Source organism: Salinarimonas sp. NSM, from assembly GCF_052380005.1.
In the GTDB taxonomy this organism is placed as follows: domain Bacteria; phylum Pseudomonadota; class Alphaproteobacteria; order Rhizobiales; family Beijerinckiaceae; genus Salinarimonas.
Window position 1 is genome coordinate 79,004 of record NZ_JBQTCJ010000002.1, and the last position, 18,915, is coordinate 97,918.

The following is an 18,915-nucleotide window of genomic DNA, read 5'->3' on the forward strand; positions in this document are numbered from 1 at the left end:
CCTCCTATCCCTTGACTGCGCCGGCCGCGATGCCGCGGACGAACCAGCGCCCCGTGACGAAGTAGATTGCGAGCGGAACGAGACCCGTGAGGATGGTCGCCGCCATGTCGACGTTGTAGAGCCGCACGCCGTGGGTGGAGTTGACGATGTTGTTGAGCTGCACCGTCATGGGCAGGTTCTCGCGGCCCGCGAAGGTCAGACCGAGGATGAAGTCGTTCCATACGCCCGTGACCTGCAGGATCACCGCGACGACGAGGATCGGTGTCGACATCGGCAGCATCACGCGCAGGAAGATCGTGAAGAACCCGCCGCCGTCGACCCGCGCCGCGTTGAACAGCTCGCGCGGCAGCGAGGCGTAGAAGTTGCGAAACAGGAGCGTCATGATCGGCATGCCGAAGATCACGTGCACGAGCACGATGCCGGCGAGCGAATTGTAGATGCCGACGCTCGAGAACATCCGCACGAGCGGATAGAGGAAGACCTGGTAGGGCACGAAGGCGCCCGCGAGCAGGATCGCGAAGAGCACGTTCGCCCCGCGCACCGGCCAGAACGAGAGGGCGTAGCCGTTGAGCGCACCGAGCAGGACCGAGAGCACGACGGACGGCACCAGGATTCGCACCGAGTTCCAGAAGCCGACGCTGATCCCCTCGCAGGTGAGACCCGTGCAGGCGCTGCTCCAGGCGGCGACCCAGGGCTCGAGCGTGGGGGCGAGCGGCAGCGCGAAGATCGTGCCCGCGCGGATCTCCTCCATCGGCTTGAGCGAGGTCAGCAGCATGATCCACGCCGGCAGCAGGAAGAAGAGCGCGGCGCTGGCCAGGAAGGCGTAGAGCCCGATGCGTCCCGCGGAGAGCCGGCGAGGCTTGCGGCCGCGGGCCGCGATCGTGCCGCGGGCGCGGTCGGCGGCGGATGCGACGGCGCTCGTCATGCGGGCCTCCCCGAGGTGCGGCCGTAGCGGGCGTAGAGCCAGGGGGTGAGGACGCACAGCACGGTCAACAGCATCACGGTGGCCGCGGCGGTGCCCAGCCCGACGTTGGCGCGCTCGAAGAGGTGGTCCATCACGAACTTCGCCGGGACCTCGGTGGCGATGCCGGGCCCGCCCTTCGTCATGGCGACGACGAGGTCGTAGAGCTTCACCACCGCGATCGCGAGCAGCACGGTCGCCGTCACGATCATCGGCCCGATCAAGGGGAGCACGATGGAGAGGTAGTACCGCCAGGCCGGGATGCCGTCGACGCGCGCGGCCTTCCACAGGTCGGGGTCGACGCCGCGCAGGCCCGCGAGCAGGATCACCATGACGAGGCCGGAGGATTGCCAGACGCCCGCCAGCACGAGGGCGTAGAGGGCGGTATCGCCGTCCGCGAGCCAGGCGAACTCGAAGCCGGTGAAGCCCGCTTCCCGCACGGCGCGTTGGAGGCCGAGCTCGGGGTTCAGGAACCATTGCCAGGCGAGCCCGGTGACGATGAAGGAGAGCGCGTGGGGGTAGAGGTAGATCGTGCGCAGCACGCCCTCCGCCTTCACCCGCTGGTCGATGAGCACCGCGAGGAGGAAGCCCAGCAGGAGGCAGGCCGCGATGAACAGCACGCCGAACACGACCATGTTCTGCAGCGACATCAGGAAGCGCGCGTTGGCGAAGAGACGCTCGTACTGCTCGAGACCGACGAAGTCGTAGGTCGGCAGCAGCTTCGAGCTCGTCATCGAGAGCCGGACCGTCCACGCCATGGCGCCGAGATAGACGATGCCGACGACGACCGCCATCGGCGCGAGCGCCAGGAGGGTGGAGGGGCGGATGCGCCGGCGTCCGCGCCGGGCGGAGCCGGCGGGGGTGGCGACATCCACGCGAGCGGGCAGCCGCTCGCGCTCCTTCGTGAGCAGGGTGTGCATGACCTCGTCTCCCGGGGCGCGGCTCGCGCGGCGCCGATCCGTGGGGAAGGCGGGCCGCCCCGGAGGAACCTCGTGCGGAGGTTTTGGGGCGACCCGGTGGGCCGAGGGTCAGCCGGCGACCTCCATCGCCTCGCGGAAGCGCGCGACGAACGTGTCGGCGTCCATGGACCGGTCGTTCCAGTACTGCGTGATCACGTCGTCGACGGCGCCGACGAGATCGGAGGAGGCGACGAGGTTGACCTGCGGCACCTGCTTGGCAGGGTCCGACATGACCTCGGCGCCGCGCTGGGCGCAGGCGTCCATGCCCGACACGTCGACGTCCGAGCGCACGGGGATCGAGCCCTTCACCGTGTTGAAGGCGATCTGCGCCTCGGGGCTGAACATCACCTGCGCGAGCAGCTCCTGCGCGGCGCGCTGCGCCTCGTCGTCGGTGCGCGGGAAGACGAAGACGTCGCCCCCGATGATCAGCGCCTCGTGCGCGCCCACCAGCGTGCAGCCGTACTCCTCGCCGGGCGTCTGTCCGGCGGCGAGGAACTCGCCCTTGGCCCAGTCGCCCATCAGCTGCATGGCGGCGCGACCGGTGACGACGAGGTTCGTCGTCTCGTTCCAGCTCCGGCCGGGGCTGCCCTCGTCGACGATGTCGCGCAGGCGCCCGAACACGTCCGCGACGGCGCGGAACTCGTCGGTGTCCAGCGCCGCGACGTCGTTTCGCGCATAGAGCCTGTCGTAGAGCTCCGGGCCGCCGTGACCGGCGAGGACGGCGTTGAAGAGCGTGCGCTCCTGCCAGGGCTCGCCGCCCTGGGCGAAGGCGATCTTGCCCGTGGCCTCGATCGCCTCGGCGGCGGCGAGCACGTCGTCCCACGTCTGCGGCGGGGCGACGCCCGCCTCCTCGAGGACGGCATTGCTGTAGAACATCCAGTTCTGGCCGTGGATGTTGACCGGCACGGCGTAGATCTCGCCCTCGTAGCTGATCGCCTCGACGAAGGAAGCGGGAATGAGGTCGCGCCAGCCGCCCTGCGACGCCACGCTCTCGATGTCGTTGAGGAGCCCGCCGGCGGCGACTTCCTCGAACTGGCGACCCGTGTTGAACTGCATGGCGGTCGGCGCGTCGCCGCCGACGATGCGGTTGATGCCCGCGGTTCGGGCGTTGGTGCCGCCGGCGATGGCGGTGTCCACCCAGGTGCCCCCGGCCGCCTCGAAGCGGGAGACGAATTCCTGGAGCGCGGCGGATTCGCCGCCGGAGGTCCACCAATGGATGACCTCGGCCTCCTGGGCGGCGGCGGGCATGGTGACGGAGGCTGAGGCGGCGAGCGCGATGGCGGAGGCCGCGCAGGCGGCGAGCGCCGCCCTCTTCAAAGAGCGCATGGTCGTTCCCTTTCCCTGGTGACGCGACCGTTGGCCGGCCGTCGATTTGCAACGTTACGATACGCCGCTTACAGTGTGCGTCAATGGCTTGGGGAGAAAAATCGTAACGTTACGATTTTGCAGTGCACAATCTGAGGTGAACAATGACGGAACGATGCGAAGGCGCGCGCCACCGGAGGGCGCCATGACGCGTCATGCCTCGAAGGCCACGCTGAAGACGCTGGCGCAGGAGCTCGAGCTCTCGATCACCACCGTCTCGCGGGCGCTCAAGGACGGGCCGGAGGTGCGCCCCGAGACGATCGCTCGGGTCAAGCAGGCGGCGGCGCGCCTCGGCTATGCGCCCGATCGCAGCGCGGTGAACCTGCGCACCGGTCGCACCGGCACGATCGCCGTCCTGTTCTTCGTGCCTCACGCCTACGACGACGTCGGCGACGGCAGCATCACGGCCATCATCGAAGGCGTCTGCCGGCGGCTCGACGGGCTCGACTACACGCCCGTGGTCCAGCTGCTGACGCTCGAGGTCGACGGGCTCGCGCGCGTGCGGCGCATCGTCGAGGGCAAGCTCGCCGACGGCATCATCCTCTCGGGCACGACGCCGCAGGACGAGCGCGTACGCTGGATGCTCGAGCGGCGCTTCCCCTTCGTCACGTTCGGCCGAACCGAGCTGTTCACGCCCCATCCCTGGTACGACGTCGACAACGAGCTCGCGGCGCACCAGGCGACGGCGCACGCCCTCGCGGGAGGCCGGCGCAGGATCGCGCTTCTCAATCCGCCCGAGGCCCTCACCTTCGCCCGTCAGCGATTAGCCGGCTATCAGCGTGCGTTGGCGGAGGTGGGGATCGCCTACGATCCCGCCCTCGTCGTCCATGGCGGCCTCGGCGCCGGCGAGAGCCGCGCGGCGACCCGCGCGCTGTGCGCCACGGACGAGCCGCCGACCGCCATCGTCTGCGCCACCGGCGTCGTGGCCATCGGCGCCTGCGCGGGCTTGCGCGACCTCGGCCTCGAGCCCGGCCGCGACGTCCTCGTGGTGAGCCGCGACGGCACGCGCATGGCGAGCTACCTGGAGCCGCCGCTGCCCACCTGCTTCGCCTCGCTCTCGGACACGGGCTGGCATCTCGCCGACTTCCTGCTGCGGGCCCTCGACGGCGCCCCCCCGGAGGACCTACAGATGCTCGTCGAGACGACGCTCGTGCCCGGAGACCGCCGATGACGACCGACGATGCCGCCCTCGCACCCGTGCGCTTCGGCGTGCTCGGCGCCTCCAAGATCGGGCGGGAGAAGGTGATCCCCGCGATGCGTGCGAGCCCGCTGTGCGAGGTCGTCGCCATCGCCTCGCGCGACGAGGCCCGGGCGCGGGCGGAGGCCGATGCGCTCGGGATCGCGCACGCCTACGGCTCCTACGAAGCCCTGATCGCGGACGACGACGTCGAGGCGGTCTACATCCCGCTGCCGAACCACCTGCACGTGCCCTACACCCTCGCCGCTGCGCAAGCGGGCAAGCACGTGCTGTGCGAGAAGCCGATCGCCTGCACGGCGGCGGAGGCACGGGCGCTGCGCGACCTGCCGCCCGGCCCGGTCGTGGCCGAGGCCTACATGATCCGCCATCATCCGCAATGGCGGCGTGCCCGCGCGCTGATCGCGGAGGGGGCGATCGGCGCGCCGACGCACGTGCACGTCTCCTTCTCGTTCTTCAACCGCGATCCCGCGAACATCCGCAACCGGCTCGCGTACGGCGGCGGCGCGCTCCTCGACATCGGCGGCTACGCCATCATGTCGGCGCGCCTCCTCCTCGACGCCGACCCGGTGCGCGCGCTCGCGGTGATCGACCGCGACCCGGACACCGGTGTCGACCGCGAGGTCGGCGGCCTCGTCGATCTCGGCGCCGGCCGGCGGCTCACCTTCGCGGTGGGGACGCAGCGCGCGCCCGGCCAATGGGTGCGGGTCGAGGGGAAGGAGGGCGACCTCGTCCTCGACGCGTTCCCGTTCAACGCGCGCGCCGACGTCGGCAACCGGATCAGGGTGGTGAGGGCCGGCGAAGAGTGCATCGAGGAGGTCGCACCAGCGGACCAGTACCGCCTCCAGGCGGAGGCCTTCTGCCGCGCCGTGCGGGGCGAGCCCGCCGCACGCGATGCGCTCACGGGCGTCGACAGCGCGCTCGTGACTCTGCGTACGGTCGACGCGCTCTTCCGCTCGGAGCGAACGGGGGCGTTCGAGACGGTCGGGTGAGGCATCGCCGTGCGCTCAGGCGCGCGGCCCCGGCTCGCGCCCGCGTCCGACGAGCCGCCGCAGCCCCCGCCAGATCCCGACGAGGACCGGCAGGGCGAGGGCGAGCCAGACCTCGGCGACCACGAGGCCCGCCAGCGCTCCGAGCACCAGGAGCACGAGCGCCTCGCCGAGCGGCGCGCCGAGTGCCGAGAGCGCGGACAGCGCCAGCGCGACGAGCGCGGTTCCGAGCCGCACGACCAGGCGCCGGCCGCTCGCCAGCGCCAGGACGAGGGGGGCGATCAGCACGATGGGGCTCGTGGCGACGTCGAGCCAATGGGCGAAGAGCGGGAGCGCGGGCACGTCCGGGGCCCTCGATGGAAACGGGAGAGCCCCCGCGGCAGGGCCGCGGGGGCTCGGAGGCGTCAGCCGATGCGCTCGGCGGGCGGGACCTCGACGGCGACGGGCACCGGAACCGGCAGGGGCTCGGGCACGGTGCGCGTCTTCCACAGGCTGAACAGGAAACCCGCGGCGAGGAGCCCGAAGGTCACGCCGAGCGAGACCGGCGGAGGGAACTTCTCCCAGCCCATCAGGTCGGCGACGAAGATCTTCGAGCCGATGAACACCAGCACGGCCGAGAGCGCATACTTGAGGTACTCGAACCTGTGCACCAGCGCCGAGAGCATGAAGAACATCGCCCGAAGCCCCAGGATCGCGAAGATGTTGGAGGTGAAGACGATGAACGGGTCCGTGGTGATCGTGAAGATCGCGGGGATCGAATCCACCGCGAAGATCACGTCCGCGAGCTCGACGCAGACCAGCGCCAGGAAGAGCGGCGTCGCGTGCCAGGCGAGGCGGCCCGTCTTCGCGGCCGGCAGCTTGAGCCAGAACCGGTCCTGGTCCACGCGGTCCGTGACGTGGAAGCGCTGGCGCATGAACTTCAGGACGGCGTTATTCTCGACGTCGTGGTGTTCGTCGCCGCCCGCCGACATCAGCATCTTGATGCCGGTGAAGATCAGGAAGGCGGCGAAGAGGTAGAGGATCCAGTGGAACTGGGCGACGAGACCGGCGCCGAGCCCGATCATGATGCCGCGCAGCACGATCACGCCCAGGATGCCCCAGAACAGGATCCTGTGCTGGTAGGCGCGCGGGATGCCGAAATAAGCCAGGATGACGCCGATGACGAAGACGTTGTCCATCGAGAGGCTCTTCTCGACGGCGTAGCCCGTCAGGTACTGCATGCCCGAATCGGGGCCGAGATACCACCAGACGAAGCCGCCGTACGAGAGGCCGAGGCCGATGTAGAACAGCGAGAGGAGGATGCTCTCGCGCAGCTCGATCTCGTGGGCCTTCCGGTGGAGAACGCCGAGATCGAAGGCTAGGACGAGGCCGACGACGCCGATGAAGGCGAGCCAAAGCCAAGCGGGCTTGCCGAGAAGCTCGGCAGCCAGGAACGTGAGCTCCATATGCGGGGGTGACCGGCGCCGACGAGCCGATGCGAGGATCCGACATCGCGGGATGGTCGGCACGGTCCCGCCAGAGGGGCCCGGATCCTGGTTGCACGCTCTTCTCTCACGAAACCCCATTTCCCACAAGGGAAATGCGGGTGCGTCACGCGGGGCGCGGCCGCAGCGCCGCGAGCACCGCGAGGGTCACCGCGCTGCCGGCCGCCTCCGCACCGTCCGTCGGCGCCGTCAGCGTGACATCGACCCTCAGCCGCCCGAGGTCGGTCGTCGAGAACCGGACGCCGGGCTCACCCTCCCACAGCGCTCCGTCGGCGCGCGCCTCGACGAGCGCGGCGTCCACGGCGGCGCGCAGAGCGCCCGGCGCGAGATCGGGCGGATCGACGACCACGGACGTCGTGGCGACGATCCGCGCGCGCAGGGCGGAGAGCCGCCGGATCGGCGTCGACAGGAAGACGCTGTTCGGCACGGTCACCACCTCGCCCGTGCGCTGGAATGCGCCCGAGCCCGCGGCGAAGGCGTCGATGCGCGTCGCCAGCATGTCGTGGTCGACCACCTCGCCGCGGATCTCGCCGATCTCGACCCAGTCCCCCACCGAGAAGGGCCGGCTCGAGGCACGCAGCAGCGCGCCGGAGAGGCACGCGATCAGCTCCTTCGTCGCCACCGCGAGCGCCACCGCGACGGCGGTGAGCGAAAGGGCGAATGTGCGCAGCTGCGGCGCCCAGATCAGCGCGAGCCCGACGAGGAGCAGAATCAGCGTCCCGTTCTTCACCGCCGAGATCGAGCGCCGCCGCACGTGATCGGGCATCCCCTCCCGCGTCCGCACGAAGCGGATCGCGAGCACGCGCGCGACGAGGAGGCCCGCGAGGAGCAGCGCCGAGGCGACGACGTCGAGGGAGAGGAGCTGGACGAGCCCTGGGGGCATGGACGCTGCGCCTCCCTCAGGCGGTGATCTCGATCGCGTTGCCGTCAGGATCGGCGATAATCGCCTCGTAGAACCCGTCGCCGGTCCGGCGCGGTGGCGCGAGGAGGCGATCCTCCCGAGCGAGGCGCTCCGCGAGGGCGTCGACGGCCTCGGTCGAGCCGAGCGAGACGGCGATGTGGGCGAGGCCGATGCGCTCCGCGTCCGCCGGCGGCCGGGCCGAGTCGATCCAGGGTGCGCTCATCAGCTCGACCGTGACGTCGCCGCCGAGCCGCAGGAAGCGCGAGCGGAAGCCGGGGCGCCGCGCGCTCTCGTAGGGCGGGCCGACCTCGGCGCCGAGCACGTCTGCCCAGAAGGCGGCGAGGCGATCGAGATCCGCGGTCCAGAAGGCGACGTGCGCGATGCGTGCGCGCGGGCGGGCCGTTGCGTCACCGCTCACGGCCGGGCTCCCGGTTTCGCGTGCTCCGCCCGCAACGCGGCGACGTCGTGCCCCGCGGCGGCGAGCTTCGCCTCGGCGCGCGCGCGAATCGCGGCGGCGACGGCGCGGAGCGTCGCGTCGTGGGCGCAGGGGCCGTCCATCTTCGTCCAGACGAGGCCGAGCTCGACGGGCTCCCAGGTCTCGATGTCCGCGAGGTTGTGCTGAAACTGCACCTCGAGGTGGTCGAGTGCGCGGGCGAAGAGCGCCTCCGGCGTCGCCCCGTCCTCGAACTCGCGCCAGGCGGCCCCGATCCGCGCGCCGAGATCCGCGGGCAGCCGCGCGCAGATCCGCTCCATCGCGGCGGCCTCGGCCTGCATCTTCGCGTCCTTGCGCGCGCTCTTCTCGAAGGAGGGGATGTCGCCGACCTCGGTCTCGGCGATGTCGTGGACGACGACGAGCTCCAGGGCGCGCGCGACGTCCACCGGATGCTCGAGCCGCGATCCGAGGGAGAGCGCCATCAGCGCCATCATCCAGGTGTGCTCGGCGACGCTCTCCCGGCGGCCGTCGGAGAGCCAGGAATGGCGCAGCTCCGTCTTCAGCCGCTCGGCGAGGGCGAGGAAGTCGAGGATGGCGGCGAGGTCGCGGTCGGTCGGCGTGGCGGGGGCGGCGTCCATGGATTCTCCATCGGCGTGCCGCGAGCCTATGGCCTTCGCGCCCGCCGATCCAGCCCCGGGAGCGCGCCCGCTCACCCCCGCCCCAGCTCGGCCTCCATCGCCTCGCGCATGACGAACTTCTGCGGCTTGCCGGTGACGGTCATCGGCAGGGCGTCCACGAAGCGGATGTGGCGGGGGATCTTGTAGTGGGCGATCTGGCCCGCGCAGAAGGCGCGGATCTCCTCCTCGGTCGCGGCCTGGCCCGGCTGGAGCACGATCCAGGCGGCGAGCTCCTCGCCGTATCGCGCGTCCGCCACGCCGAAGACCTGCACCTGCGCGACCTTCGGATGGCGGTAGAGGAATTCCTCCACCTCGCGGGGATAGATGTTCTCGCCCCCGCGGATGACCATGTCCTTCACACGGCCGACGATCTCGCAATAGCCGCGCGCGTCGATCGTGGCGAGGTCGCCGGTGTGCATCCAGCCGCCCGGGTCGATCGCCTCGCGCGTGCGCGCCTCGTCGTTCCAGTAGCCGCGCATCACCGAGTAGCCGCGCGTGCACAGCTCGCCGCGCTCGCCGACGCCCACCGTGCGGCCCTCGGCGTCGACGATCTTGACCTCGACGTGGGGGTGGACGCGCCCCACCGTCGAGACGCGCTCCTCGAGCCCGTCGTCGACGCTCGACTGAAAGGAGATCGGGCTCGTCTCGGTCATGCCGTAGCCGATCGTCACCTGCGGCATGTTGAGGTCGCGCACGACGCGGCGCATCACCTCGATGGGGCAGGGCGCGCCGGCCATCATGCCGGTGCGCAGGCTGCGGTAGTCGAAGCGCGCGAATTCCGGGTGGTCCAGCATGGCGACGAACATGGTCGGCACGCCGTAGCAGGCCGTGCAGCGCTCCTCGGAGAGCGCGCGCAGGGTGGCCAGCGGCTCGAACGCCTCGGAGGGGAAGACCATCGACGCGCCGACGCTCGCGCAGGCGAGCGTGCCGAGCACCATGCCGAAGCAATGGTAGAGCGGTACCGGGATGCACAGCCGGTCGGTCTCGTCGAGCCGCATGGTCCGGGCGGTGAAGCCGGCGTTGTTGACGATGTTGTAGTGTGTGAGCGTCGCGCCCTTGGGCGACCCGGTGGTGCCGCTGGTGAACTGGATGTTGATCGGCTCGTCCGGGTCGAGGTCGCGGCTGAGCGCGTCGAGACGCAGGCGGTGGCCGGGCCCGCCCAGCGCGCAGGCCTCCTCGAAGCCGAGCATGCCGGGCGTGCGCGCCTCTCCCGGTTCCGACCCGCCCATCCGGATGACGACGCGCAGCTGCGGCAGGCGTCCCGCGCGCAGCGCGCCTGGCGGGCAGGTCTCGAGCTCCGGCACGAGCGAGCGGATCATCGCCAGGTAGTCCGACGACTTGAACCGCGACGCCGTGATCAGCGCCTTGCAGCCCGCCGTCTCCAGCGCGTATTCCAGCTCGGCGACGCGGTAGGCCGGGTTGATCGTCACGAGCACGACGCCGATCCGGGCGGTCGCGAACTGCGTGATCAGCCATTCCGGGCGGTTGGGCGACCAGATCGCCAGGCGGTCGCCGCGCTCGAGGCCGAGCGCGAGGAGCCCGCTCGCCAGCCGGTCCACCGCTTCGCCGAATGCGGACCAGGTGAGGCGCGTCCCGTGCTCGCGGAACACGGCGGCCTCGCGCGACCCGTGGCGGGCGATCGTCTCGGCGAGGACCTGCGGGATCGTCGCGCGGCGCAGCGGCACCGAGCGGTCTCCCGAGACGTAGGCGCGCCCGTCGACGGGGGCGATCACGGCTCCCGCCGTCTCCCGCGGCGCGCCGCGCAGCGATGCGCCCAGCGCGCTGGCCATCGATATGCTCAAGGATGACATCGGTGCCTCCTCACATCGCGCGCCAGTCGCCGAGCGCCTCGAAGGCTCCGGCCGCGCGGTAGATCGTGCTCTCCTCGAAATGGCGCCCGACGAGCATCATGCCCACCGGCAGCCCCTGGACGAGCCCGCACGGCACGCTCATCGCCGGATGCCCGCTGGCGTCGAAGGGGGCGGTGTTGGCGATCGCCTCGAAGGCCCGCTGGGTGACGACCGCGAGCGGATCGTCCGGCGCCGGGATGGGCCGGGCGGTGATCGGCACCGTCGGCATCACGAGGAGGTCCCAGCGCGAGAGCGCCTCGTCGTAGTCCGCCCGCAGCTTGCGGCTGAGGTTCTGCGCCTTGGCGTAGAAGTGCCCGCGATAGCGCTCGAGCATCCATTGCCCCACGAACATCGAGATCTTGAGGGTCTTGGAGAGCTCGTCGGCGCGGCTGCGCCAGTTGGCATGGTAGTCGAGCAGGCTCGTCGTGTAGAGCCCCTTCCAGCCTGTGGCGAAGCCGTTGCCGTGCATCATGATGTCGACGAGCCCCTCCAGCGCGATCGGCGTCCAGATCGCCGGGCCCAGGCGATGCGCGGGCACGCGCACGTCCTCCACCATGGCGCCGAGCGCGCGGAAGCGCTCGGCGGCGCGGCGCACCGTCGCGTCCACCTCCGGGTCGGAATTGGCGTGGCCGAACCCCTCCTCGACGATGCCGATGCGCAGGCCCGAGACGCCCTGGCGCACGGCCTGGGTGTAGCGGTCGACCCGCGGCGCGGCCTGGCGCGGGTCGAGCCCGTCGGCGCCGGCGATGACCTCGAGCAGCAGCGCGTTGTCGCGCACGGTCGCCGTCATCGGCCCGGCGTGGTCGATCGTCGGCTCGATCGGCATGATGCCGGTATAGGGCACGAGGCCGTGCGTCGGCTTCATGCCGTAGCAGCCGCAATACGCGGCGGGGATGCGGATCGAGCCGCCCTGATCGCCGCCGATCGCCATCTCGACCTCGCCCGCCCCGACGAGCGCGCCCGATCCCGAGGAGGAGCCGCCGGCCATGTGGCCGATCCGGTAGGGGTTGTGCACCGGCCCCGTCGCGTTGGTGTGGCTTCCCGCCGAGAGGCAGAAGTACTCGCAATGCGCCTTGCCGACGATGGTGCCGCCCGCGTCGAGGATGCGGGTGACGACGGTCGCGTCGATGTCGGGCGTGTAGCCCTCGAGCGTCGAGGCGCCGTTCATCATCGGCACGCCGGCGAGGCAGACGTTGTCCTTGAGCACGACGCGGCGCCCCTCGAGCGGCCCGGTCGCGGCGCCGCGTACCTCGCTCTTGTAGTACCAGGCGTTGAGCGGGTTTTCCGCCCCGGTGGGGCGGTAGCCCGGGGTGCGGGGATACTTGACCTTCGGCAGATGGTCGGGGAGCCGGTCGATCTCGTCGTAGGCCTTGAACGTGCCCTCCATGATCGCGAGGTAGTCCATGAGCTCGCGGTCGCTCATGGACATGTGCAGGCCGGCGACGAGGTCGCGCATCTGCTCCAAGGTCGGGCGTCTGACGGTCATGAAGGCCTCCGAGGGCCGTGCGAGGGCCGGCGCGATTGCCGGCGGTGCCTGGTGGGAGCGGGCGCCGCCGGCGCGGGCGAGATCCGCGGGCGCGCCGGCCCGGGTGCGCCGCGGGCCGCCGAAGCCGAGGAACGCCTCGATGCGGGCGGGGTCCTGGAGGGCGGCGGCGTCGAGCTCGGCGGTGATGCGGCCGCGCTCCAGGATCAGCACCCGGTCCGAGAGCGTGGTGATGAACTCGAAGTTCTGCTCGATCAGCAGGATCGTGAGCCCGCGCTCCGTCCGCAGCCGGCCGAGCGTCTCCTCGATCTCCTCGATGATGCTCGGCTGGATGCCCTCCGTCGGCTCGTCGAGGAGCAGCAGCCACGGCTCGGCGACGAGCCCGCGCGCGAGCGCCAGCAGCTGCTGCTCGCCGCCCGAGAGCGCGCCGCCCATCCGGTCGAGGAGCCGCGCGAGGCGCGGGAACAGGGCGAGCGCCGCCTCCAGTGCCCCTTCCTCCGTGCGCTCGCCGTCGGCGTGGAAGGCGAGCCGCAGGTTGTCGCGCACGGTGAGCTGCGGGAAGATCCCGCGCCCCTGAGGGATGTAGCCGAGCCCGCGCTGCGCGCGGTCGTGCGGGCGCAGCCGCTCGATCGGCTCGCCGTCGAGCACGATCGTCCCCGCCCGCGCCGGCAGGTAGCCCATGATCGTCTTGAGGAGCGTCGACTTGCCCATGCCGTTGTGGCCGAGGATGCCGACGATCTCGCCGTGGCCGACCGTGAGGTCGATCCCGTGCAGCACCGGGATGCGGCCATAGCCGGCGGCGAGCGACGTGACGGCGAGCGCGTTGGGATCGTCCATCGTCAGCCCTTGCGCCCGAGGTAGACGTCGCGCACGCGCGCGTCCTGCATCACGGCCTCCACCGGCCCCTCCACCAGGATGCGCCCCTGCGAGAAGACGGTGACGCCGCTCGCGATGGCGCGGATGAACTGCATGTCGTGCTCGACGATGACGATCGCCGCCTCCCGGTTCAGCGCGACGATGATCTCGGCGAGCCGCCCGACCTCGTCCGAGGTGAGGCCCGCCGCCGGCTCGTCGAGCAGGATGAGCGTCGGCGCGGCGGCGACGACGATGGCGAGCTCGACGCGCTGGCGCTCGCCGTGGGAGAGCCGGCCGACCGGCGTGCGCGCGATGTCGCCGAGCGCGAGGCGCTCGAGCGCCGCGTCGACGGCCGCACGCGCCGCCTCCCGGCCGCGGCTGCGGTAGGCGGAGAGCCAGACGTTCTCGCGCACGTCGAGCCCGTCCATCACGCTCGGCACCTGGGTCTTGATGCCGACGCCGAGCCGCGCGACGGCGTGCGGGTCCCAGCCCGTCGTCTCCTCCTCGCCGATGCGCACCTCGCCGGCGGTGGGCTTGATCTGGCCGGTGAGGCACTTGAAGAATGTGCTCTTGCCGGCGCCGTTGGGCCCGATCAGGCAGCGCAACTCGCGCCGGCCGAGCTTGAAGTCGACGCCGACGACGGCGGCCACGCCGCCCCAGCACAACGTCAGCCCGCGGGTCTCGAGAACGCTAGGCACGGTCGGGGCTCCGCAGCCGGCGCGCCGCGCCCGGACGTCCCCGCGCCCGGCGGGCGCGTCGCGGCGCGCGCGCCCAGGCGTCGGCGAGGACGCCGGCGATGCCGCGCGGCATCAGCAGGACGGAGAGGACCAGGATGGCGCCGAGGATCAGCGTGTTGTCGATGACCGATTGCTGGCCGAGCAGGAACTTGGCATAGCCCAGCACCACGGCGCCGATGATCGGCCCCACCAGCGTGCCGAGCCCGCCGACGATGCACCAGACGATGATCTCCGCCGATTGCGCGAGCGAGAACAGGCCGGGCGTGACGATCTCCGCCCAGCAGGCGTAGAGCACGCCGGCGAGCCCCGCGATCCCGCCGCCGACGGCGAACAGCACCGTCTTGCGCAGGCGCGCGTCGTAGCCCATCAGCTCGGCCCGCCCCTCGTTCTCGCGGATCGCCACGGCGACGCGGCCGAAGGGGCTCGCGAGCAGCCAGCGCACGAGGCCGTACACGAGGAGCAGCGCGCCCGCGCAGACGGCGTAGAAGGCGCCGTCGTAGATCTCCCAGCGCGGCTCTCCCGGCACGTTGAGGATCGGGAAGCCGGGAATGCCGTTGAATCCGCCGAGCCGCGCCTCCCCGATGGCGAAGGCCGGCCCCGCCGTCGCGTTCATGAAGCGGAAGAGGATCAGCGTCACCACCAACGTCACCACGCCGAGATAGACGTCCGAGAGCCGGCCGTAGAACATCACGGCGCCGAGCACGAAGGCGAAGGCGAAGGGCACGGCGATGCCCAGCAGCACCGGCAGCGTGCTCTCGCCGATGTTGATGGCGGCCACCGCATAGGTGTAGGCGCCCAGCCCGTAGAAGGCCGCCTGGCCGAAGCAGAGGATGCCGCCGAAACCCCAGATCAGCCCGAGGCTGAGCGCCAGGATGGCGTAGATCACCAGAACCGAGAGCGTGTAGGTCTCAGCGACGAGCGGGGCCAGCGCGAGGATGGCCGCGCCGGCCGCCAGCGCGACGAGCGTGCCGCGCAACTGCGGGCGTGCGCTCACGTCGCCCTCCGGAAGAAGCGTCCGGTGATGCCCTGCGGCAGGAGCCGCAGCAGGACGAGGGCGGTCACGAGGAGCGCGACCTCGCCGACGACGGGGCGCGTGGCGAAGGTGAAGGCCTGGGAGACGACGCCGAGGATCGTCGCGCTCGACACGATGCCGACGATGAGCGAGGCGCCGCCGGTGATCACGGTGATGAAGGCCTCGGCGACGTAGCCCGCCCCCGTCGTCGGCACGAGGCCGACGAGCGGGGCGAGCACGCCGCCCGCGAGCCCCGTGAGCGCCGAGCCGGCGAAGAAGGTCGCCATGTAGACGCGATCGGGATCGTAGCCCAGTGCCGCCGCCATGTCGGCGCGCTGCATCGTGCCGCGCGCGACGAGGCCGAGGCGCGTGAGCCGCAGCACCGCCCACATCGATGCGAGCAGCACCACGGTGACGACCACGACGAAGAGGTTGTAGCCGTTGACCTGGTAGGCGCCCAGCGCGAAGCCGGAGATCGGCGGTGAGATGCCCGCGGTCGTGTTGCCGAAGATCATCGTGGCGAGCCCGACGAGGACGAGGCTCAAGCCCCAGGTCGCCAGCATCGTGTCGACGAGCCGCCCGTAGAGGACGCGGATCACGAGCCGCTCGATCACGAGCCCGACGAGCCCGACCGTCAGGGGCGCGACGACGAGCATCGCGACCCAGACGTTCACCCCCGCGTTGGTGGAGACGATGGTGGCGTAGCCGCCGATCATCATGAACTCGCCGTGAGCGAGGTTGATCACCCGCATCATGCCGAAGATCACCGCGAGCCCGGCGCTGATCAGGATCAGCGAAGCCACCGAATACACCACCTCGATCGCGATCACGCCCGCCAGATCCAAGGTCACCTCTCCCCACGACGCCGCGCAGAAGCGGACGGTTCTAGATCTCGATCTCGTACTGCGTGACGTCGTCGGGGTTCGCTTCGAGGTCGCACACGGACTGCGTGTCGATCGGCGGGCGCTGCTCGAACGTCTCGAGGATCACCGCGCCGCCGTCGCGGAACTCCATCAGGTGGACGTCGAGGACGGCGTGGTGCGTCTTCGGGTCGATCACCACGGTGCCGCCCGGGCCCTCGATCGACATGCCGCTCTCGATCGCCTCGATCAGCGGCATGCGCGCGACGGTGCCGGCGCGGCGGACCGCCTCTGCCCAGAGCTTGACGCCCTGGTAATTCGAGACCGCGAGCTCGTTGACGAGGCCCGTGTCGCCGTAGGCCTCGGCCCACGCTCCTAGGAAGGCGCGATTCGTCGGCGAGTCGATCTCCGGCGCGTAGTTGTAAGCGACGAGGATGCCGTCGGCCTCCGGCCCGAGGATGCGGTGCTCGTTGCCGACGCCCAGCGTCGTCGAGGCCATCGGGATACGGTCCTTCATCCCCGCCGCCGCCCACTGCCGGTAGAAGGACAGATGCGCCCCGCCGACCAGCGCCGAGAGCACGATGTCCGGCGCCGCGGTCTGGATCTTGGCGATGGTCGAGCCGAAGTCGGACACGTCGAGGGGGAAGAAGTCCGTCTCGACCACCTCGCCGCCCGCCTCCTCGGCGAACTTGCGCATCCAGCGCGCGGTGTTCTGACCGTAATTGTAGTCGGCCGCGAGGATGTAGATCCGCCTGCCCCAGCGCTCGATCGCGGCGGGCACGAGCACGGCGACCTGCTGGGCCGGCGTCACGCCGGTGACGACGACGTTGCGGTCGCAGACGCCGCCCTCGTAGAGCACGTTGTAGAAGTAGGGGATCTCGGCGCGGCGCAGGATCGGCCGGATCGCCTCGCGCGAGGCGGACAGGATGCCGCCGTGCACGACGTCGACGCGGTCGCGCCGCGCGAGCTGCTGGGCGTACTGCGTGTAGAGCGCGATGTCGGACTGCGTGTCGTAGCCCGTGATCTCGACGGGACGGTCGAGCAGGCCGCCGCTCTCGTTGATCTCGGCGACCGCGAGCCGCAGCGCCATGTCCATGGGCCTGCCGTAGCCGTCGAAGATGCCCGAGACGTCGAGCACCGAGCCGAGCCTGATCGGGTCGGCCGCGGCGGCGCGGCCGACGAGCGCCGGGCTCGCGAGCGCGCCGAGCGCCAGGGCCGAACTCCCTTTGAGAAAGTCGCGCTTGTTCAGGGCCATCACGTCCTCCCGTCCCATCGAGCCAGGTTCATCCGCTTTTCGTTCTCGGCCGCTCTCGGTCCTCAGCCGCTCTCGGTCCTCAGCCGCTCTTGCCCGTCCGCGAGGCGGCGGCGGCGCGGCCGGCGGCGTCGGCCGTGCGGCCGGCGAGCTGGGCGTCGAAGTCGAGGCCGATCTCGTCGCCGATCTTCTTCATCAGCGGCAGCTGCACCGACATGCCGAGGATCGAGTCGAGCGCCTGGCTGAACGGCGAGGCCGCGCCGCCGTCCCCGTGGCCGCCGCCCTGGCCCAGGCCCGCGATCTGATTGATGCGGATCGACTCGATCTTCTCCACCGGCTTCATCATCTGCGCCATGATCTCGGGGAGGCGGTCGAGCTTGTGGGTGTCGAGGCGCGCGCGCAGCAGCGGCTCGCTCTGCAGGTTCTCCGCCTCGATCTGCGCCTTGCGGCCGGCGGCCTCGGCGACGAGCCGGTCGCGCTCGGCGGCGCCCTTGACCGCTGTCGCCTCCGCGTCCGCCTTGGCGAGCGACAGCATCGAGGCGACCTGGGCCTTCACCTTCGTGTCGTCGATCTCGGCCTCGCGCAGCGCCTGGAGCGCGGCGAGGCGGCGGGTACGCTCCGCGACGGCGAGGTCGCGCGCGGTCTGCACGGCCTCCTGCGCCTCGACCACGGCGGCGCGGGCCGCCTCTGCCTTGGCCTGCTCGGCGGTCTCGACGCCCTTCTTGCCGGCGACCGCGATGGCGTTGTCGAGCTTGTGGATCTCGAGCTCGGCGAGCGCTTCCGATTCGCGCTTGCGCAGATGCAGGTCGCGCTCGATCTCGGCCTGCTTGACCTCCCGGTCGGCCTCGATCTTCGCTTCCTCCTCGATGCGTCCCGCCTGCAGGCGCCCGGCGGTGATGTCCGTCTCGGCGCGCATGCGCTGGCGCTCGAGCTCGACACGCTTGGCGATCTCGGCCTCCTCCTGCTCGCGCTCGATGGCGAGGCGCTCCTTGGCCTGCTCGAGCTGGCGCCGGCGGATGGCGATGTCGGTCTGGGCCTCGACCTCGATGCGGGCCCGCCGGTTCTCGGCGACGACCTCGGCGAGGCGGCGCATGCCGACCGCGTCGAAGGCGTTGCCGTCGTCGAGCGCCGAGAACGGCGTCTGGTCGAGGCGCACCAGCGAGACCGATTCGACGAGGAGGCCGGAACGGCCGAGCACCGTGCCGAGGCGCTCGGACACGGCGGCGGAGAGCCCGGCGCGGTCCTCGTGCAGCGCGTCGAGCGTGCGCCGCGCGACCTCCGCCTGAACGGCGTCGATCAGCTTGCCCTCGACCAGCAGCTGCAGCTCGTCGTCCCGGAAGGCCTTGGCGCCCAGCGACTGCGCCGCGGTGGCGATGCCGTCGGGCGTGGGGTCGACGCGGACGTGGAACTCCATGGCGAGGTCGACGCGCAGGCGATCCCCCGAGATCAGCGCCCGCGCACCGGTCCGCTCCACCGTCAGGCGGGTCGAGCGCATGCTGACGCGATCGACGCGGTGGAGGATCGGCAGCGCCAGCGCGCCGCCGTCGATCACCACCCGCCGTCCGCCGGCGCCGGTGCGCACCAGGGCGACGTCGCGCGAGGACTTCACGTACCAGCGGCCGAGCACGAGCACGGCGAGCGCCGCGACGACGAGGGCGACGACGAGAGCGAGGAACCAGCCCACGCGGATCTCCCGGACGTTCGGGACGGCCCACGTCGGACGGGCCCCTCCCAGGCGGAAAGCGTCCGAACGTGGTAACCCAGGCTATTTTCCGTTTCAAGCAATAATTTTCCAATTCAAAGAATGAGGCCACCCGCCCCATTGGGGCGGGGACGATCCGCGCAGCGGATCAGGGGCGGGGTCCCGCGGTCGACTTGCGGGATCTCCGCCCCGCCACTCCT

17 protein-coding genes are annotated in these 18,915 nt (G+C 71.2%); 2 read left to right on the forward strand and 15 right to left on the reverse strand.

Annotated elements, in window-relative coordinates; genetic code table 11:
• Nucleotides 1–4: 4 nt before the first annotated feature.
• The 3 genes from ACTZWW_RS01705 to ACTZWW_RS01715 all read right to left on the reverse strand — a co-directional run bounded on the left by ACTZWW_RS01705 (nt 5) and on the right by ACTZWW_RS01715 (nt 3,246).
• Nucleotides 5–925: a carbohydrate ABC transporter permease gene (locus ACTZWW_RS01705; RefSeq protein WP_444779198.1), complete on the reverse strand. Its 921-nt coding sequence runs from the start codon at nt 923–925 to the stop codon at nt 5–7.
• Entirely contained in the window at nt 922–1,755 is an 834-nt protein-coding gene (locus ACTZWW_RS01710) for a carbohydrate ABC transporter permease (protein ID WP_444779298.1), read from the reverse strand. The genes ACTZWW_RS01705 and ACTZWW_RS01710 overlap by 4 nt, the downstream gene beginning before the upstream one ends.
• 234 nt (nt 1,756–1,989) lie before the next feature.
• Complete coding sequence (locus tag ACTZWW_RS01715; RefSeq protein ID WP_444779199.1) at nt 1,990–3,246, reverse strand: ABC transporter substrate-binding protein; 1,257 nt, start codon at nt 3,244–3,246, stop codon at nt 1,990–1,992.
• A gap of 184 nt (nt 3,247–3,430) precedes the next feature.
• Between ACTZWW_RS01715 and ACTZWW_RS01720 the strand changes: the two genes are divergently transcribed.
• Together ACTZWW_RS01720 and ACTZWW_RS01725 are read left to right on the forward strand one after the other, a co-directional pair.
• The gene (locus ACTZWW_RS01720; RefSeq protein ID WP_444779200.1) at nt 3,431–4,456 is read left to right on the forward strand and encodes a LacI family transcriptional regulator; all 1,026 of its coding nucleotides are present in this window, start codon (nt 3,431–3,433) and stop codon (nt 4,454–4,456) included.
• Entirely contained in the window at nt 4,453–5,472 is a 1,020-nt protein-coding gene (locus ACTZWW_RS01725) for a Gfo/Idh/MocA family protein (protein WP_444779201.1), read from the forward strand. The genes ACTZWW_RS01720 and ACTZWW_RS01725 overlap by 4 nt, the downstream gene beginning before the upstream one ends.
• A 15-nt stretch (nt 5,473–5,487) precedes the next feature.
• On the opposite strand, the gene ACTZWW_RS01730 is transcribed toward ACTZWW_RS01725, so the two are convergent.
• The 12 genes from ACTZWW_RS01730 to ACTZWW_RS01785 all read right to left on the reverse strand — a co-directional run bounded on the left by ACTZWW_RS01730 (nt 5,488) and on the right by ACTZWW_RS01785 (nt 18,697).
• Complete coding sequence (locus tag ACTZWW_RS01730; protein ID WP_444779202.1) at nt 5,488–5,811, reverse strand: hypothetical protein; 324 nt, start codon at nt 5,809–5,811, stop codon at nt 5,488–5,490.
• 62 nt (nt 5,812–5,873) lie between these two features.
• Nucleotides 5,874–6,914, reverse strand: a complete 1,041-nt coding sequence (locus ACTZWW_RS01735) for a TerC family protein (RefSeq protein WP_444779203.1) — start codon at nt 6,912–6,914, stop codon at nt 5,874–5,876.
• 145 nt (nt 6,915–7,059) lie between these two features.
• The gene (locus ACTZWW_RS01740) at nt 7,060–7,836 is read right to left on the reverse strand and encodes a mechanosensitive ion channel domain-containing protein (protein WP_444779204.1); all 777 of its coding nucleotides are present in this window, start codon (nt 7,834–7,836) and stop codon (nt 7,060–7,062) included.
• Between the two features lie 16 nt (nt 7,837–7,852).
• Complete coding sequence (locus ACTZWW_RS01745) at nt 7,853–8,272, reverse strand: VOC family protein (protein ID WP_444779205.1); 420 nt, start codon at nt 8,270–8,272, stop codon at nt 7,853–7,855.
• Nucleotides 8,269–8,925: an HD domain-containing protein gene (locus tag ACTZWW_RS01750; RefSeq protein ID WP_444779206.1), complete on the reverse strand. Its 657-nt coding sequence runs from the start codon at nt 8,923–8,925 to the stop codon at nt 8,269–8,271. Before ACTZWW_RS01750 ends, ACTZWW_RS01745 begins: the two co-directional genes overlap by 4 nt.
• A gap of 71 nt (nt 8,926–8,996) precedes the next feature.
• Complete coding sequence (locus ACTZWW_RS01755; protein WP_444779207.1) at nt 8,997–10,775, reverse strand: AMP-binding protein; 1,779 nt, start codon at nt 10,773–10,775, stop codon at nt 8,997–8,999.
• A gap of 10 nt (nt 10,776–10,785) precedes the next feature.
• Nucleotides 10,786–13,134: an amidase gene (locus tag ACTZWW_RS01760; RefSeq protein WP_444779208.1), complete on the reverse strand. Its 2,349-nt coding sequence runs from the start codon at nt 13,132–13,134 to the stop codon at nt 10,786–10,788.
• 2 nt (nt 13,135–13,136) lie between these two features.
• The gene (locus tag ACTZWW_RS01765; protein ID WP_444779209.1) at nt 13,137–13,850 is read right to left on the reverse strand and encodes an ABC transporter ATP-binding protein; all 714 of its coding nucleotides are present in this window, start codon (nt 13,848–13,850) and stop codon (nt 13,137–13,139) included.
• Entirely contained in the window at nt 13,843–14,883 is a 1,041-nt protein-coding gene (locus ACTZWW_RS01770) for a branched-chain amino acid ABC transporter permease (protein ID WP_444779210.1), read from the reverse strand. The genes ACTZWW_RS01765 and ACTZWW_RS01770 overlap by 8 nt, the downstream gene beginning before the upstream one ends.
• Complete coding sequence (locus tag ACTZWW_RS01775; protein ID WP_444779211.1) at nt 14,880–15,746, reverse strand: ABC transporter permease subunit; 867 nt, start codon at nt 15,744–15,746, stop codon at nt 14,880–14,882. Before ACTZWW_RS01775 ends, ACTZWW_RS01770 begins: the two co-directional genes overlap by 4 nt.
• Before the next feature lie 40 nt (nt 15,747–15,786).
• Nucleotides 15,787–17,016, reverse strand: coding sequence for an urea ABC transporter substrate-binding protein (locus ACTZWW_RS01780; protein ID WP_444779212.1), 1,230 nt, complete (start codon nt 17,014–17,016; stop codon nt 15,787–15,789).
• 79 nt (nt 17,017–17,095) lie between these two features.
• Nucleotides 17,096–18,697 carry a flotillin family protein gene (locus tag ACTZWW_RS01785; RefSeq protein ID WP_444779213.1) on the reverse strand — a complete coding sequence of 534 codons (1,602 nt, stop codon included), beginning with the start codon at nt 18,695–18,697 and terminating at the stop codon, nt 17,096–17,098.
• Nucleotides 18,698–18,915 lie beyond the last annotated feature (218 nt).

Coding starts and splice junctions, on each gene's coding strand:
- ACTZWW_RS01705 (WP_444779198.1), bottom strand. CDS start 925: ATGACGAGCGCCGTCGCATCCGCCGCCGACCGCGCCCGCGGCACGATC.
- ACTZWW_RS01710 (WP_444779298.1), bottom strand. CDS start 1,755: ATGGCGGTCGTCGTCGGCATCGTCTATCTCGGCGCCATGGCGTGGACG.
- ACTZWW_RS01715 (WP_444779199.1), bottom strand. CDS start 3,246: ATGCGCTCTTTGAAGAGGGCGGCGCTCGCCGCCTGCGCGGCCTCCGCC.
- ACTZWW_RS01720 (WP_444779200.1), top strand. CDS start 3,431: ATGACGCGTCATGCCTCGAAGGCCACGCTGAAGACGCTGGCGCAGGAG.
- ACTZWW_RS01725 (WP_444779201.1), top strand. CDS start 4,453: ATGACGACCGACGATGCCGCCCTCGCACCCGTGCGCTTCGGCGTGCTC.
- ACTZWW_RS01735 (WP_444779203.1), bottom strand. CDS start 6,914: ATGGAGCTCACGTTCCTGGCTGCCGAGCTTCTCGGCAAGCCCGCTTGG.
- ACTZWW_RS01740 (WP_444779204.1), bottom strand. CDS start 7,836: ATGCCCCCAGGGCTCGTCCAGCTCCTCTCCCTCGACGTCGTCGCCTCG.
- ACTZWW_RS01750 (WP_444779206.1), bottom strand. CDS start 8,925: ATGGACGCCGCCCCCGCCACGCCGACCGACCGCGACCTCGCCGCCATC.
- ACTZWW_RS01755 (WP_444779207.1), bottom strand. CDS start 10,775: ATGTCATCCTTGAGCATATCGATGGCCAGCGCGCTGGGCGCATCGCTG.
- ACTZWW_RS01760 (WP_444779208.1), bottom strand. CDS start 13,134: ATGGACGATCCCAACGCGCTCGCCGTCACGTCGCTCGCCGCCGGCTAT.
- ACTZWW_RS01780 (WP_444779212.1), bottom strand. CDS start 17,016: ATGGCCCTGAACAAGCGCGACTTTCTCAAAGGGAGTTCGGCCCTGGCG.